Below are 14,922 nucleotides of genomic sequence, written 5' to 3'. Positions count from 1 at the left end.
CAAACGTCGTACGCGTCACACGAATAGCGCTCCGGGCAGCGCATGTGATCCGTTCGTAATAGAACCGCAATATGTTCGACCAGTTCACCTCAATGTAACCGGGCAAATCTGGATGAGAACGGCAATACCCGACCTGGGAGTTGTATGTCTGCACCAACTGTGTCCACGGAGAAGGTCGATTCGGCGCGGCGGGAATCCGGGCGGAACGTCGCCACCGCGCTGCGGTCCCCACGGGTCGGCGACGGAGCGCGGATTTGGCGGATCGCGAAGGATTCCCGCGTGCTCGACGTCAATTCGAGTTACGCCTATGTGCTGTGGTGTCGTGATTTCGCGGCCACCTCGCTGGTCGCCGAGGTCGAGGGCCGAGTGGTGGGTTTCGTCATCGGTTACCTGCGACCGGACCGCCCCGACACGGTGTTCGTCTGGCAGGTCGCCGTCGATCGCGGCCAACGCGGCCGTGGCACCGGCGCCGCGCTGATCTCGGGCCTGATGGACGCCGTCGCCGCCGACGGCGCCACCACGCTCGAGACCACGATCGCACCGGACAACCCGGCCTCGATCGGCATGTTCGACGCCGTGGCGCGTCGACGCGGCGCCGAGATGACCCGGCGCCCGCTGTTCGGACCCGGCGCGTTCCCCGACGACCACGCCGCAGAAGACCTCTATCGCATCGCACCGAAAGTTCAGGAGGAACTCCGATGATCGACGCCGACACCACCGTGTTCGACGAGATGGAATCGAATGTGCGTGGCTACTGCCGGGCCTGGCCGACGGTGTTCACCACCGCCAAGGGCAGCTGGCTGCGCGACGAGGAAGGCAAGGACTACCTGGACTTCTTCGCGGGCGCGGGCGCCCTGAACTACGGCCACAACAACCCCGTGCTCAAACAGCCCCTGCTGGACTACATCGCGGGCGACGGCATCACCCACGGCCTCGACATGTCCACCGCGGCCAAACGCAGGCTGCTCGAAACCCTGCGTGACACCGTCTTCACCCCGCGCGGGCTGGACTACAAGGTCCAGTTCCCCGGCCCGACGGGCGCCAACGCGGTGGAGGCCGCGCTGAAACTGGCGCGCAAGATCACCGGCCGCGAAACCGTGCTCAGCTTCACCAACGCCTTCCACGGCATGACCCTCGGCGCGCTGTCGGTGACCGGCAACGCGGCCAAACGCGCGGGCGCCGGTGTGCCGCTGGTGCACGCCGCCCACATGCCCTACGACGGCTACTTCGACAACACCACCGCCGACTTCCAGTGGATGGAACGCGTCCTGGACGACACCTCCTCCGGTTTCGACCGGCCCGCCGCGGTGATCGTGGAGACCGTGCAGGGCGAGGGCGGGGTGAACGTGGCGCGCGTGGAATGGCTGCGCCACCTCGCCGACCTGTGCGCCGAGCGCGAGATCCTGCTGATCGTCGACGACGTGCAGATGGGCTGCGGGCGCACCGGCCCGTTCTTCTCCTTCGAGATCGCGGGCATCACCCCCGACATCGTGACCCTGTCCAAGTCCATCGGCGGCTACGGACTGCCGATGGCGCTGGTGCTGTTCAAGCCCGAACTCGACCAGTGGTCCCCCGGCGAGCACAACGGCACCTTCCGCGGCAACAACCCGGCCTTCGTGACCGCGCACGCCGCGCTGCAGCACTACTGGGCCGACGACACCCTCCAGAAAGCCACCGAAGCCAAGGGCGAGCGCATCGCCGCCGTGCTCGGCGAGGCCGCCGGACATTTCCCCGGCATCACCACCCGCGGCCGCGGACTCGTACAGGGCCTCGCCTTCGACGACCCGTCGCAGGCGGGCAAGATCTGCCAGGTCGCCTTCGAACGCGGCCTGCTGGTCGAGACCTCCGGTTCCAGCGACGAGGTGGTCAAGTTGCTGCCGCCGCTGACCGTCACCGACGACGAGATCGACCGGGGACTACAGGTACTGACGGGCGCCATCGACACCGTGTGCACCGGCTGGGGCAGGCTGCACCACCGCGGCGCCGGAAACGGAGGCGAACGCGCATGATCGTACGAACCACCGCCGAGATCACCGGCACCGAACGTGACGTGGCGGGCAAGGGGTGGCGCAGCAAGCGCATCGTGCTCGGCGGCGACCGCGTCGGGTTCTCCTTCCACGAGACCACCATCGACGCGGGCAGCGAACACGTCTTCCACTACCTCAACCACGTCGAGGCGGTGTGGCTGGTCGAGGGCGAAGGCACCCTGCACGACCTCGACAACGATGTCGCCTACCCGCTGGCGCCGGGGTCGATGTATCTGCTCGACGGGCACGAACGCCACCGCCTGATCGCGCGCACCCGCATGCGGATGATGTGTGTGTTCAATCCGCCGGTCACCGGTCAGGAGGTCCACGACAGCGATGGCGTCTACCCGCTGATCGCCGCTCCGGTCGGATGACGCCGATGGTGACCAAGCACATCCCCGACCTGTCCGACCGCTATCCCACCCGCACCGGGGGAGCGGGGCGCCGCATCGGGCGCACCGATCCCGCCGTGTGGGGCACGGTGACCCATCCGGCGTTGTCCGGATTCGACGCCGACGGTTTCGCCGCCGTCGAGGATCTGCTGACCCCCACCGAGGTCGCCGACTTCGGCGCCGAGATCGGCCGCCTCGCCGCCGATCCCGACCTGGCCGAGGACGACCGCGTCATCGTGGAGAAGTCCTCGCGGCGGGTGCGCTCGATCTTCGAGGTGCATCGGCTCAGCGCCGCGGTCGCGGATCTGGTGCGCGAGACCAGGGTCGTCGGACTGGCGCGGCAGCTGCTCGGTTCGCAGGTGTATCTGCACCAGACGCGCATCAACTACATGCCCGGATTCCGCGGCGGCGGCTTCTACTGGCATTCCGATTTCGAGACCTGGCACGCCGAGGACGGGATGCCGAGCCCGCGCGCGGTGAGTCTGTCGATCGCGTTGACCGACAACTACCCTGTCAACGGTTCGTTGATGGTGATGCCGGGCTCGCATCGCAGCTTCGTCGGCTGCCCCGGCAGCACTCCCGCCGAGCACTACCGGGAGTCGTTGCAGGAGCAGGAGATCGGGGTGCCGAGCCAGGCCGATATCGCGGAGTTGGCCAATCAGCACGGCATCGTGCAGTTCACCGGACGCGCCGGGTCGGCGCTGCTGTTCGACTCCAACATCATGCACGGCTCGTCGAACAACATCACCCCGTTCCCGCGTTCGAACATCTTCCTGGTGTTCAACAGCGTCGAGAACGCGCTCGCCGAGCCGTATGCGGCGCCCGCGCGGCGTCCGACCTACATCGCGGCTCGCGACTTCACTCCCGTATAGGGATCGACTCCGGTAAAGATTCGCTCCCGTGCGGGATCTCGCGTCGTGGGGTCCCCGCAGCTTTCGCCGAAAATCCATCGAAGTTCGTTGAGTAGCTGGTCAGGGGGTCGCCGACTGGCCGAATTTCGGGCGGGTATGGCCGTAGCTGCTGTTTAGGGGTGATCGCGGTTGAGGTGTCTGTAGATGGTTTTGCGTGAGACGCCGAAGGTTTCGGCGATCTGGGCGACGGTGTAGCGGCGTTTGCCGTGTTCGTCGGTTTCGTCGTACATCTCGCGAGCCTTGATCACCTGCAACCTGGTCAGCGCCGCCGGACGCCCGCCGACCCGGCCACGGGAACGAGCGGATTCGAGTCCTTCCAAGGTGCCCTCGCTGATCAGGTCGGCGGTCATCTCGTCCATCGCGGCGATGACATGGAACAGGAACCGGCCCGCCGGGGTGGTGGTATCAATGCCCTGCTTCAACACGACCAGATCGATACCCCGCTCGTCGAGCTGGGCGGCGAGCTCGGTCATGTGCCGCACCGACCGGAACGGCCGCGAGAGCCGCGTGATGACGAGTTCGTCGCTGCGGCATAGATGCTCGAAGCATTTGTCCCACTCCGGGCGCCGCGCCAGCTTCCCGGATGCCTTGTCGACCCAGATCTTCTCGCACCCCGCCGCGGTGAGCGCGTCGATCCGAACCGTGCCATGCCCGGAACTGTTCCACAAAGGGTCGACATGTCCGGTTTCGTGTCATAGATTCCGCACACGAGTTCTGACCCGGATTGAGAGTCCGACGACCTGCGGGTTCGCGAACACGTGGCGGTGGGCCGGATCTGGGACAGAAACGTTCGTTTCTGTCCCAGATGCAACAGCCCCAGGCGCGATGCGCGTGATTTCTTATGTCGGAGGGCGGGGTGCTGCAATCACACCGGTGGTCAGGGTGATGGGACGGTGAACGATGTCCCGGTCAGGGGGGTGGGATTGATGCGTGGTCCATCGATCGCCAGTGGCCGGACGTCGTAGGTGTCGAGAGGTTTCCCGTCCGCGGCGACGTCGGTGAAGGTGACGGGACTGAAGCCGGGCACGTTGTAGGGGATGGCCTCCACGACGGCCAGGGCACCGGTGGGGGTCACCGGGCTGTGGTAGGTGGCGCCGTAGTTCCAGCCCTGGGTGGTGTCGGCGAGAGTGAGCCGGTAGGTGGATTGCCCGTCCCAGGTGATGGTGGCGGTGAGGTCGTCGCCGGGATAGATGGGTGGGTCGTCCCACGTGGTTCCGGGGGTGCCGGGGTCCGGGACAGGAAGTCCGGATTGGTCGCCGAAGGACGGGGCGGCGAAGAACGCGGTGTGGTGGGCGACGCCGTCGACGCAGAGCGCGCCGGTGCCGGTTTGGATGAGGGTGCGCTGGTTGGATTCGTTGGTGCCGACCATGCCGATCCAGGCACCCATGTGCGGGATGACAAGGGTGTTGATGGCGGCTTCGGGGATCGCGAGCAGGCCGGGGATCTTCAGCATCGACGAGCCGGTGACAATGGTGTTGGTGACGCCGCCCAGGACTCCGGAGATGGCGGGCGGGCAGATCACCTCGGGATGTGTCCAGTGGGCGGTGATGGTGGTGAACGAGGGTGCGGCGGCTCCGTAGCCGCTGTAGACCTGAGGCCCGGGTGTCAGTTGCGGCGGTGGGGCGGGCACGGCCGAGGCGGGCCCGCCGAAGGAGAGTGTCATCAACGCAAGGCCAAGGGCGGCAATTCGTTTCACACCCACAACCCTAGGTTGAACACGGTGGCGTTCCTGCCGCATACGTCAAACCACCGCAGGCCCCCGAGAGCCTCACTGACATTCCGGTGCTGCCTACCGCTGACACAGTCTGCGGTTTTCGGCCGACTGCGACATATCCGCCCGAAATTCGGTCGGTCAACCCTTATCTGCAAGAACTGACTTGGCCTGAAAGGCAGGCGGCTTGTTCGCAGCTGTCTGGGCAAGAGGCCGGGGTGGTCAGAACAGAGTGTCGCGCACCCGCAGCGGCCGATAGCCCGTTGGGCCGAGTTGAGCTAGTTCGGCGTCGATGTCGACTTCGATCGCGCCGAAGAAATTGATGTTCTCGCTGTGGGCCGGACTGATATGGGCGAGCACATCGTCATCGATTCGGCGCCCGGTCCGGCGCATCTGTTCCACGGCGAGACCGTAATATTCTGTGGTCCAGGCGATCACGGCGTTGGTGGCCAGGGTGAGGCACCAGGCTTGTTCGGTCTGCCCGTCGAGGTGGCGCGCGCGGATCATGCCTTCGTGGGCGTAGAGCAGGTCGCGGCGCAGGGCGTGCAGGGATTCGCCCTTGTTGAGTTGTCGGGAGATCTTGCGCCGATAGTCCGGGTCGGCGAGGTATTTCGCGGCGTAGATCGTGCGTCGTAGCGCCCCGTACTCCTTGAGCGCCGCTGCCAGGGCGTTCTGGCGGCCCGACGCCGAGAGTTTCCCGACCAGCAGTGAAGCGGTGGCGTGCCCGAACTTCAACGACCCCGCCAACCTGAGCAGGTCGTCCCAGTGTTCGGCGATCAGTTCCATGTTCAGTTTGCGCGTCATCAGCGGCCCCGTGCGCGGGAACTTGGTCTCGGCGTCGGCGCGCGGGCCCGGCCGGTAGAGGGTGATGCGGCCCAGGTCCCGGATGCGGGGCGAGAGCTGCATCCCGAGCAGGTCGAACAACCCGAAATTCACCAGCGTGACCCCGTGGGTGTCGGTCGCGTGCTCGGTGATCGGGAGATCGGTGGCGTTGCCCAGGATCTCGTCGAGCACGTAGTGGGCCTCGCGGCGGGTGGTGACGATGATCTTCGTGCCGTAGGTGGCGTGCTGGTCGGTGACGTGGGTGTAGGTCGACAGTCCCTCGTTGGCGAAATAGCGGCTCAGCGCGCGGGCGGTGATCGACTTGCCTCGTGTCGGGAAGCGCTGCCCGTCGGAGCAGGACAGTGTTCCGGCGCCGAACACCGTGGTCAGCGGCAGGCGTTGGTGGTAGTCGATGATGGCCAGGTTCGCCGCCCGCAGCGTTTCCTCGCGCACATACCACTCCGAGGTCCAGGCCAGGATGTCGTAGGAGATCCCGCACGCCTCACCCATCCTCGTGAGTCCGAGGTTGGTCGAGTACGCGAGCAGCACCGCGATCAGGTTACGTTTCAATTCCGGAGTGCGGGCCTGTTTACCGCTCGCGTGGGTGAAGCAGTCCAGGTAGCCGGTGCGTTTGTCCAGCTCGATGAGAAGCGACACGTTCGGGGCGAACGGCAACATTTCGGTGAGCTCGGCTTTCAACGCGATTGCCTCGGCCGGGACGTCCTCGGCGGTCAACGGCGAGATCACCAGATCCCCGGCCTCGTCCAGGCGCACCGGGCCGTCACCGCCGGCAAGGACGGCCTCCAACTCGGCGACCGCGGTGTGCAGTTCGTCGGTCGCCGCGGCCAGGGCCTGGGCGGGGTCGGCGGATTTGCCGACCAGACGGCAGAACTCGCCCCGCTGCGGTTCCCACTGCTGCGAGGTGAGCAGGTAGGCGGCCGGGTCGGCGTAGCGACGTGAGCCGGGCACGAACACGTCCCCGCTGCGCAGACCGTCCCGCAACCCGAGCAGCACGCACAGCTCCCAGTAGTGCCGATACGCGGTGGCGCTACCGGATTTGCGGGCCTCCTCGAGGTAGCCGCGCCACCTCGTCGGCACGAACCCGGCCGGAGCCTGCTCGGGGACCTTGCGGGCGCCGGTCGCGTTCAACTCACGCAGCATGTGCACCGCGATCAACAACTCCGTCGCCGCGGTCCCACCCGCGAACCGCACCGTCGACAACACCGCTGGAGTGAACTGCCGCAGATACGAATACGACCCATCCAGTGCGGCCAGATGCCCGTGATCACGCGGCAATCGGGGTTTGGCCTGCGCGATCGCCGCGCGTAGCCGTTCCCACCCGATCCGCTCACCGCGGATCAGCCCACCGATCTGCTCGTCGCCGATCCCGAGATCGGTGACGATCGCCAGAAGATCGTCCAGCAACCCCTGGCGGTCCTCGCCGGTCTTGCCGCGCTCGGCCAGTTCCTGTTGCATACGGCGTTCGGCGGCACCGAATTTCGCCGAGATCGCCTGATCGAACAACCCCACCACCTCATCGAGCACATCGGTGCCCGACTGCGCCAACACCGTCAACAAGATCGGATACCGCCGCTGCGGATCACGCCGTTCGAGGGCCTGGCCGGTCAACCGGCGCCCCATCGTGGCCAGGAACCGGCGCCGCTCCGCGGGCAGCACCGACATATCCAACTCCTCGGCGCCGATCCCGCGCAGAAACTCCAGCTTGTCCACCTCCGCGCGCACCGCCGACGCCGACGCCTCCACCGGCCCGGTCGCAAGCCAGCGCAACCGCGACATCCCGATCGAGGCGTCGTTGACCAGCAACCCATCCAACTGCGCACACCGCTCGGCAGTGAACTCGTGGGCGAGCCGGTCGTAGGTCTCGGCTTGAGCCTGGGCCCGAGCGTGGGCGACCCGCTCCACCAGCGTCACCGGGCCCGGCCGGATCACCCGCGCCGAGATCAGGTACTCACACCCCAACCGGAACAACAGCGTCGGGGAATCGTGCTCCAACGCTCGCGCCAGCAGGAACTCGTCCAACTCCTTCAGCTCCATCGCCCCCGCCGCCCGCCAACCCAGATACTGCGCGACCAACCGCACATGCTCACTACGGGTCTGCGCGCGACGGCCATACGAACGCAACTGCGCCACATCGACATTCAACTGGCCAGCCAACCGCGCCACCGCCACCGGCGGCGCGTCGGCGACCCTGTCCGGAACAAACCCCAACCACGGCAAACTGCACAAAATCACCGCCAACCCCAACCGCACACCCGCCCCACGCCCCTGCGGAGCCACGAACGCCACATCCGCCGAAGTCAACGTGAAGAACCGGAACAACTCCTCCCGACCGATCTCCGGGAACTCACGCAGACGCGCCAACTCCTCATCCGCGAAAACCCGCGTCGCCATCGAAAACCCAGCCTCCACCCACACCGAACAAACCCTCGCCGCCACCCACCCAAGCAGCGCCCACCCAACCCCGCATCCCGAACAACCCGACCACCCCCGCTATCAGCGAAGATCACCAAACCTCGTTGGATTTTCGGCGAGTTCTACCGCGACCCCTTCAGGGTGAGCGGGGTGTAGATCACCGCACCGCAGGTGTGGCATTCGCGGGTGCGGCGGGGGTTCCTGACTGGCAGAAACAACGAAGTTCGGGTAACCACTGGTCAGCGGTGGCGGTCGGCTCTCGGCCCGAGCAGTGAGGTGAGGTCGCGCATGGCCTGCGGGCTCGGTTTGAAGTAGCGGCGCAGGTTCTCGGGTTTGCGGTGCCGCGACTTGGCCATGAGTTCGAGCAGGCTCGCACCGGACTCCCCGAGGTGGGTCAGGCCCGAATGCCGCAGTTCGTGCAGATCCCAGCCGGTACCCGGGCCTTCGGTGGCGGTGGCGACGTCGAGGAGGTCGCGGGCCTGGTCGTAGGACAGCCGCGCCAGGCCGGTGTCGGGCAGTGGTTTCGTAGGGGCCGTCGAGCAGTCTCGACCCCGGATACGCGCTGTAGATGTTGGAAAACATCCGCGCGATGCCCGTTGTTGTCGGTGTAGCTTCGGTCGGGGGTGGAGATTCTCTCGCCGACGGACGTAATTCATTGCGACGCTACTTTCGAAAGGCCGAGCAATGTCGGTGTGGTTCATCGTCGGTTACGTCATTTTCGTCGGCTCCCTCGTTGCATATTCGGCGCATGTGGCAATTTCGTGCCCGGATGCTCGACAACGTGCTGACGCTTACAAAGTTCTGCGACTGATCTGGGCGAGTGGAACGGGAGCGGCCAGCGTGGCTCTCCTCGGCCCCAAGGTGTTCGTGAAGTTGCAGGAAATGGGGGTGATATAGAAAAAGATGGCCGGGTGCTTCAGCACCCGGCCATCTTCTATTCCACTGACGTGATCAGACCTCAGGCCCTCTCGTCATAATTACAGCACCACATCGTCAACTGAGTAGACGCAACCTACTCAGGCGAGCAATGCAGGGGCCAGTTGCCTCCTGGACCAGCCTCGGCTGATCAGGTGGGGCTTCCTCCTGACCGGGGCTTCTCCCTCCGCAGATGCCAGCGCGGCGACTGCGGCTCGGAGGAACACCGTAACGGGTGCAGCGAGCCAGGCAATGACGAGGCAGATCGCCGCCATGATCAAGGATGCTTCGGACAGCATCATGACATTCCTTTCGTATCGTGGTCATATGACATTTCGAACAGTTCGAACATGTGCTCGCGGAAACGTTTTCTGCATTCCATCATGCGATTTCCGGTTTTGTTGTTCTCCGTTGTCTACTGCTGTACAGGAGCAGCGGCGCTGCTACCCGATTCCCTGTATTCCGGCTCGTTCAGAGTGGCGATAAGTCATTTAGCTGCTGCATAGAGTACGTACGGGCACTCACAGGAGCAGGGGTTTACCTTTCTGGATCATCAGCCCTACGGCTATTTACTACCCCAAATTCGATTCACGCTCCGGCTCGTCTGTGCGAGCCCAAGGCGGGCACGGCGTCCGTTCAAAATGGGCGCCGTGCCCGATTCTTGGTTGGAGGCTGGGTCGTCGGAGTCGTCGAGGGCGTCAACGGCTGCCATGATTCCCTGTACGACACGGTCGATATCTATACGTGCGACCTGTTCGTCAAGGGCTCGGGCATCCGCGGCAAGGCGCTTTTCAACGTCCACGGGTCCCTTCCCGCCTACATAGTGGCCCGACGCTTCTTCGTCCGATTCTTCGCATGTCTGCTCAGCTTCTTCTGAAGTTTCGCGTGGGCGCGATACAAGTACCTACTCACCTGGTCCGGTTGATATCCGATTTCCTTCGCGATATCGTCCGGCGTCATTTCCTGGTAATAACGCAGGTAGACAACCGTCTGCTGTACGGCAGACAGGCTCCAGATCGCCTCACGTACCTCGTAGTCGCCTTCGAGAACCAAATTTTCAACTTCGATGGGCTCTATACCCGCGAAGTCTCCGACATAGCTACCCGGAGGTTGACGGCCGAGTTTTCTCAAATAGTCATAGAAGACACTATTCAAGATAGTGTACATGTGGCTTATTTTTAACGGACCCTGACCTTTCCACAATTTCAGAAAGGCTTCTTGAAGAAGGTCCTCGGCCAGTCTTTCATTGCCGCATCGCCAGAGTGTGTATCTGAGGAGAGGTTTGGTCGTCTCACGACTGAATCTCTCGAACTCCGCTCTGCGGGTCATCAGAGGCAGCCCTTCCGTACCGGGGTTGCCGTCCTGCTGGTTGCACGTCGACGATGGCAAGTGACCAACATCGATGTCTACCTCCACACTTCACTGCGCCGGGCCGACCCGCATCCGGCCTGCCGCAACAGGAAGATGCGGCCCGCCACGGGCCGCGAGACCGCAGGGAATGAGCGGCCTCACCTGTATCTACGACCAGTACCCCTGAGATCTCCACCCCCATCGAAGAATTTTTCTCCGCCCCCGGGAGGTACGGCGTTAGCACGGCGACATCAGTACCGGGGGCGCCCCTACCTGCCCCCTGTTCAGCGGCCAGATCGCAAGTTATGCGGCGCGGCGAAACGCTCCGGCAGCTCGATCGGCATCCCCGCCAGTACCTGGCCGACCTCGTCGGCCTGCTCGTAGGAGTACAAGCGGCTACGGGCGAGCCGGTCGGCGATCATGGCGCGGACCTGCGCGGCGCCGGTGGTCGGCTGCCACTCCGCATCCAGCTCATCGGGGTTCCGGACCGCTGAAAAATCAACGGATATGGCGTAGCCGCTGGTCAGCGCCGGTTGGTGTCCGGGCCCGAGTAGGGGGTCGAGGAGCATTTCCGCCCGATCCGGCGCTAAGGAGTTACCGCAGACAATGGGCTGTTATCCGACAGTGGGGATAACCGGTGGCCAGCTGAGGATGGGGCAGCTTGTCATCGCGGCTGGCCCGGGATTGTGCTGCGAGCTGGTCACCAGACACTGACAGTCCGGTGACCAGCCATCCACAGCTCGGGTGCCGATCTATTTTCCGCAGCAGGTGCAGTTCGATCCGGTAGGCCCGACATTCATTCGGGTCGCCGTGTACGAGAAGCCGTTCGCCTTGGTCAGTTGTTGCTGCGGGTTGGCCTGGATGTAGTCGTTCAGTTGTGAGATGAAGTCGTTCTGTTCGCTGGAGCTCAGGCGGGTGTAGCCGAGAAGAACACGGGCGACGCGGCTAGCGCTGCCACCGTTTGGGGAAGTCACCACACACTCCACATTTCGTCGGTTTCATGCTGGTCGGGACCAAATTACAGTCGACGCACTTCTTTCCTCGTTGCCGCAACGCCGCTCGCATGCCAAATCTCTTTTCTCGGCCAGCGACGTTCTCGCCGAGGTCGCGGTTGCGCTGAGCTTGATCCCGGGTGGCCACCAGATCGAACCGGCGTTGGAACTCGGCCTCGTCGGTGGGGGGACGCTCAGCCAGTGCCAGGTACTCGTCGTGAATTTCGAGGTTGGCTACCTCGGATTGCACGGCGGCGGCTTCCGATTTCTGCCATGCGGCGATGACTGCCCAGAGGCTCGCGATCGCGATAGGCACAGTGACCACACTCATGATCAGCAAGAACCAGCCCTGGTCCTTGATGCCAGCGAGAGCGATGCCGCCCACGGCGACAGGAGGAGCGAGAGTGGAGAAGTTCAACAACTTCAAGCGGCGGTCGAGTGCGTTGGACCGGCGGCTGAAGATGGCCGAGGTCGCGAATGCGTGTAGCGCGCCATCCCAGGATTTATCTCGGAGTTGTTCAGAGAGCGTTGGTCCAGGCTGCGTCATGGCTGTTCAGTTTGCACGACCGTGGATCGCGTAATCGGCAGGACACCTGGATGGATGGTTGGTGATACCGGCGCGAGGCTCGGCGATCAACTGCTGGATGGTGCAGGTCTCGGCCACCCCGGCGACCCGCTGGTCTGGCCTCATCGGAGGCCAGACTATCTGGCCGAGAGGGTTCGCGCCCGTGTCACCGCAGTGGCCTTCCGCAGGGAGTTGACCCTCGAAAGGCTGCAATTCGACAGCCAGAACTGCTGCTCAGCGAAACAACTCTCCCGGTGGGGTGGTTGACGGTCAGCGACGCCGGTCTGCCCCAGGGCCTAGCAGCGCGGTGAGATCGCGCATCGCTTGCGGGGACGGTTTGAAGTAGCGGCGCAGGTTCTCAGGTTTGCGGTGCCTCGACTTGGCCATGAGTTCGAGCAGGCTCGCCCCGGATTCTCCGAGGTGGGTGAGGCCCGAGTGCCGGAGTTCGTGGAGATCCCAGCCGGTTCCGGTGCCGTCGGTGGCGGTGGCGGCGTCGAGGAGGTCGCGGGCCTGGTCGTAGGACAGCCGGGCCAGGCCGGTGTCGGGGCACAGGTCCCGGTCGCCGAGGTATTTCCCGGGCCCGGGACGCCGGTGGCCCACGAACACCGGCCCGCGGGTGCGGTCGCGCAGCAGCCGGGGCAGCAGGCGGGCGGTGCCCGCGTCCCAGTACACGTTCTGCAGGACGTGCTCGTGGTGGGTGGCGCCGCGTCGGCGGGTGCGGGGTTTGGCGCCCTTGGACTTCACGGCCGCGCTGCGGCCCGTGAGGTCGAGGTCTTCGATGTTGAGCTGGAGGAGTTCTTCGGTGCGGGCGCAGGTTTCGTAGAGCATCCGCCACAGGGTCTTCTCGCGGACGTGGATGTCGCGGCGGCCGATGAGTCGGTCGATCGCGGTGCGTGAGCGGACGGGGGTGTCGGAGTCCGGCGGGGTCGAGCGTCCGGCCGAGGCGGGCACCTTCGGTGCGGTCCAGCCTTGTTCGGCGCACCAGGACAGCCATTTCGCGACCGCGGCGCGGCGCGCGTTCCAGGTGTTGACCGCCGCACTGCCCCACAGGGTTTCGAGCGCGGCGCCGACCTCGGCGTCGTCGACCGTGTCCAGGGCGCGGCTGTGCCCGATCGGCCCGTCCTCGCCGCGGCCGTCGAGGGCGTCGACGGTCTTGACGATGGCGATGCCGTAGGCGCGGCGGGTATTCGGCGAGGCGATGGTGTCGAGGTACGCGTCGGCGGCGGTGCGCAGGGTGCGCGCCGGTGTGGTGCGCAGTCGGGTCACGGTGGCGGCCATCGGATTCCCCTCGTCGGTGCTTGCCCCGGATAACGGGGCCGCTTCACGTCGTGTCGCGACGGTGTCGCCGCAGGACGGTTCCGATGTTACCCCGGATAACAGCCCGTTATCTGGGGCAAGGTGGGGAATCCCGGACGGCACGTTCCCTTGCCGACGCATCATCGATTCGCTCGACGTACGACCGGTCACATCCCTCTTCCCGGGAAATAGCAGTCGGAGAACGACGCTCCCCGAGTGGCTACGAGGCCGACGCCGAGGTGGGCGGCCAGTCCTGCGGTTCGACGTTGACGGGCTTCTGGCTGACATCCTGCCCCCAATCGAACCTCGGTGCCGGAGGACCCCACTGCTTCGGGCTGGCGAAACTGACGGTCTCGGCACCGAAATCCACCCTCAAGAAACCGACGCCGCCGGAGAAGGTCGCCTCATCGAACACGGCGCCGCCGGAGAAAGTCGCCCCGCCGAACCCGGCGCCACCGGAGAAAGTCGCCCTGCCGAACCCGGCGCCACCGGAGAAAGTCGCCCCGACGAACCTGGCGTCACCGGAGAAAGTCGCCCCGACGAACCAGGCGTAGCCGGAGAAAGTCGCCCTGCCGAACCCGGCGCCACCGGAGAAAGTCGCTCCTTCGAACAAGGCGTCACCGGAGAAAGTCGCTCCTTCGAACAAGGCGTCACCGGAGAAAGTCGCCCCGTCGAACAAGGCGTCACCGGAGAATGTGGTGTCGCTGAGATCGACGTCTTCGAGGTGGGCAGTTCGGAAGTCGAAATTACTTGTCGACCAGCTGTACTCGGCTTTCGGCCGCAGGTGGTCGGCGATGACGCGGACGATGGTGGCGCGGACCTCGCGGTCGTTCTGCCGGTACTCGACGTGCTCCTCGGTCTCCCCGCGAACTCGACCGCGCTCGACACGGGGGGCCTTGACCACGAGTTTTGTACGACCACTGGCGCCGTGTTCTGCGTCATAGGGCAGGCGCAGGTACCCGCACAGCACGTCGATGCACTGCTGGCGGCGCAGGCCCTCGGATTCGTCGGCGACACCGGCCATCGCGTACACCCCCGCGATGCGGACCGCGACATCGGTCGCACCGAGCTGCGCGGCCGCGGCGCCGAAGCGTTCGACGAACCGGGACTGCTCCAGGTCGCGCTGGCGCCGGTAGGCGATGACCAGGGCGACGACGCCACCGACTCCGGCGACGACGGTCAACGCGACGCGGGTGACGTCGATCTCGGCGGCGGCCTTGCTCGCGTCGACCGGGGTGATCCAGCGCAGGAACCCGTACGCGGCGGCCGCCACCCCGAGCCCCGCGGTCAGGGCGAGCAGGACCGCAGGCAGCAACCGGATCCGTCCCGCGCGGCGCCCGATCGCCGCGCGGGACTCCCTGCTCAGCCGCGCGCGCAGCGCGGTGGTTGGGGTCGTACGTGCCTGTGCGCGAACCGCGCTCACCCTCCCGGCCATCGCACGATTGTGCGCGACCCCGCCTCCTACCAGCCAGTAGTCCACAGGTATGGCCCCACTATCCGGGGCAGTG

The 14,922-nt window shown here is 65.5% G+C and carries 13 protein-coding genes; 4 read left to right on the top strand and 9 right to left on the bottom strand.

Annotated features, from left to right (window positions below):
* Positions 1–144: 144 nt before the first annotated feature.
* The 4 genes from ectA to thpD are packed head-to-tail and all read left to right on the top strand — an operon-like array spanning position 145 to position 3,291.
* Positions 145–702 (top strand): diaminobutyrate acetyltransferase, encoded by a 558-nt coding sequence (ectA, locus tag IT779_RS29415; RefSeq protein WP_196152714.1) that lies wholly within the window; start codon positions 145–147, stop codon positions 700–702.
* On the top strand, positions 699–2,009 hold the full coding sequence (gene ectB, locus IT779_RS29410; protein WP_196152713.1) for a diaminobutyrate--2-oxoglutarate transaminase: 1,311 nt from the start codon (positions 699–701) through the stop codon (positions 2,007–2,009). The genes ectA and ectB overlap by 4 nt, the downstream gene beginning before the upstream one ends.
* Entirely contained in the window at positions 2,006–2,401 is a 396-nt protein-coding gene (locus IT779_RS29405; RefSeq protein ID WP_196152712.1) for an ectoine synthase, read from the top strand. The genes ectB and IT779_RS29405 overlap by 4 nt, the downstream gene beginning before the upstream one ends.
* Positions 2,398–3,291 carry an ectoine hydroxylase gene (gene thpD, locus IT779_RS29400; protein ID WP_198429077.1) on the top strand — a complete coding sequence of 298 codons (894 nt, stop codon included), beginning with the start codon at positions 2,398–2,400 and terminating at the stop codon, positions 3,289–3,291. The genes IT779_RS29405 and thpD overlap by 4 nt, the downstream gene beginning before the upstream one ends.
* Positions 3,292–3,443: 152 nt before the next feature.
* Here thpD and IT779_RS29395 read toward each other — a convergent pair whose 3' ends face one another.
* The 9 genes from IT779_RS29395 to IT779_RS29355 all read right to left on the bottom strand — a co-directional run bounded on the left by IT779_RS29395 (position 3,444) and on the right by IT779_RS29355 (position 14,849).
* Positions 3,444–3,998: a recombinase family protein gene (locus tag IT779_RS29395; protein ID WP_196152710.1), complete on the bottom strand. Its 555-nt coding sequence runs from the start codon at positions 3,996–3,998 to the stop codon at positions 3,444–3,446.
* Positions 3,999–4,207: 209 nt separating this feature from the next.
* Entirely contained in the window at positions 4,208–5,026 is an 819-nt protein-coding gene (locus tag IT779_RS29390) for a G1 family glutamic endopeptidase (protein WP_196152709.1), read from the bottom strand.
* Between the two features lie 237 nt (positions 5,027–5,263).
* The gene (locus IT779_RS29385; protein ID WP_196152708.1) at positions 5,264–8,275 is read right to left on the bottom strand and encodes a Tn3 family transposase; all 3,012 of its coding nucleotides are present in this window, start codon (positions 8,273–8,275) and stop codon (positions 5,264–5,266) included.
* Between the two features lie 260 nt (positions 8,276–8,535).
* Positions 8,536–8,952: a site-specific integrase gene (locus IT779_RS29380; protein WP_232542225.1), complete on the bottom strand. Its 417-nt coding sequence runs from the start codon at positions 8,950–8,952 to the stop codon at positions 8,536–8,538.
* 1,075 nt (positions 8,953–10,027) lie between these two features.
* The gene (locus tag IT779_RS29375) at positions 10,028–10,627 is read right to left on the bottom strand and encodes an RNA polymerase sigma factor (protein WP_196152707.1); all 600 of its coding nucleotides are present in this window, start codon (positions 10,625–10,627) and stop codon (positions 10,028–10,030) included.
* A gap of 218 nt (positions 10,628–10,845) precedes the next feature.
* The gene (locus tag IT779_RS29370; RefSeq protein WP_196152706.1) at positions 10,846–11,130 is read right to left on the bottom strand and encodes a hypothetical protein; all 285 of its coding nucleotides are present in this window, start codon (positions 11,128–11,130) and stop codon (positions 10,846–10,848) included.
* Positions 11,131–11,506: 376 nt separating this feature from the next.
* The gene (locus IT779_RS29365; protein WP_196152705.1) at positions 11,507–12,100 is read right to left on the bottom strand and encodes a mobilome CxxCx(11)CxxC protein; all 594 of its coding nucleotides are present in this window, start codon (positions 12,098–12,100) and stop codon (positions 11,507–11,509) included.
* A 288-nt stretch (positions 12,101–12,388) separates the two neighbouring features.
* Positions 12,389–13,396 (bottom strand): tyrosine-type recombinase/integrase, encoded by a 1,008-nt coding sequence (locus IT779_RS29360; RefSeq protein ID WP_196152704.1) that lies wholly within the window; start codon positions 13,394–13,396, stop codon positions 12,389–12,391.
* A gap of 238 nt (positions 13,397–13,634) precedes the next feature.
* Positions 13,635–14,849, bottom strand: coding sequence for a pentapeptide repeat-containing protein (locus IT779_RS29355; protein WP_196152703.1), 1,215 nt, complete (start codon positions 14,847–14,849; stop codon positions 13,635–13,637).
* Between the last annotated feature and the right edge of the window lie 73 nt (positions 14,850–14,922).

The sequence above is a fragment of the Nocardia bovistercoris genome, assembly GCF_015674855.1.
Taxonomy (GTDB): domain Bacteria; phylum Actinomycetota; class Actinomycetes; order Mycobacteriales; family Mycobacteriaceae; genus Nocardia; species Nocardia bovistercoris.
The sequence above is the reverse complement of the archived record's forward strand: the minus strand, read 5'-3'. Positions and strand labels throughout refer to the sequence as shown.

What these genes read in the sequence shown, in the direction of transcription:
- ectA (WP_196152714.1), top strand. Translation starts at nt 145, where the DNA reads ATGTCTGCACCAACTGTGTCCACGGAGAAGGTCGATTCGGCGCGGCGG.
- ectB (WP_196152713.1), top strand. Translation starts at nt 699, where the DNA reads ATGATCGACGCCGACACCACCGTGTTCGACGAGATGGAATCGAATGTG.
- IT779_RS29405 (WP_196152712.1), top strand. Translation starts at nt 2,006, where the DNA reads ATGATCGTACGAACCACCGCCGAGATCACCGGCACCGAACGTGACGTG.
- thpD (WP_198429077.1), top strand. Translation starts at nt 2,398, where the DNA reads ATGACGCCGATGGTGACCAAGCACATCCCCGACCTGTCCGACCGCTAT.
- IT779_RS29385 (WP_196152708.1), bottom strand. Translation starts at nt 8,275, where the DNA reads ATGGCGACGCGGGTTTTCGCGGATGAGGAGTTGGCGCGTCTGCGTGAG.
- IT779_RS29380 (WP_232542225.1), bottom strand. Translation starts at nt 8,952, where the DNA reads ATGAATTACGTCCGTCGGCGAGAGAATCTCCACCCCCGACCGAAGCTA.
- IT779_RS29370 (WP_196152706.1), bottom strand. Translation starts at nt 11,130, where the DNA reads ATGCTCCTCGACCCCCTACTCGGGCCCGGACACCAACCGGCGCTGACC.
- IT779_RS29365 (WP_196152705.1), bottom strand. Translation starts at nt 12,100, where the DNA reads ATGACGCAGCCTGGACCAACGCTCTCTGAACAACTCCGAGATAAATCC.
- IT779_RS29360 (WP_196152704.1), bottom strand. Translation starts at nt 13,396, where the DNA reads ATGGCCGCCACCGTGACCCGACTGCGCACCACACCGGCGCGCACCCTG.
- IT779_RS29355 (WP_196152703.1), bottom strand. Translation starts at nt 14,849, where the DNA reads ATGGCCGGGAGGGTGAGCGCGGTTCGCGCACAGGCACGTACGACCCCA.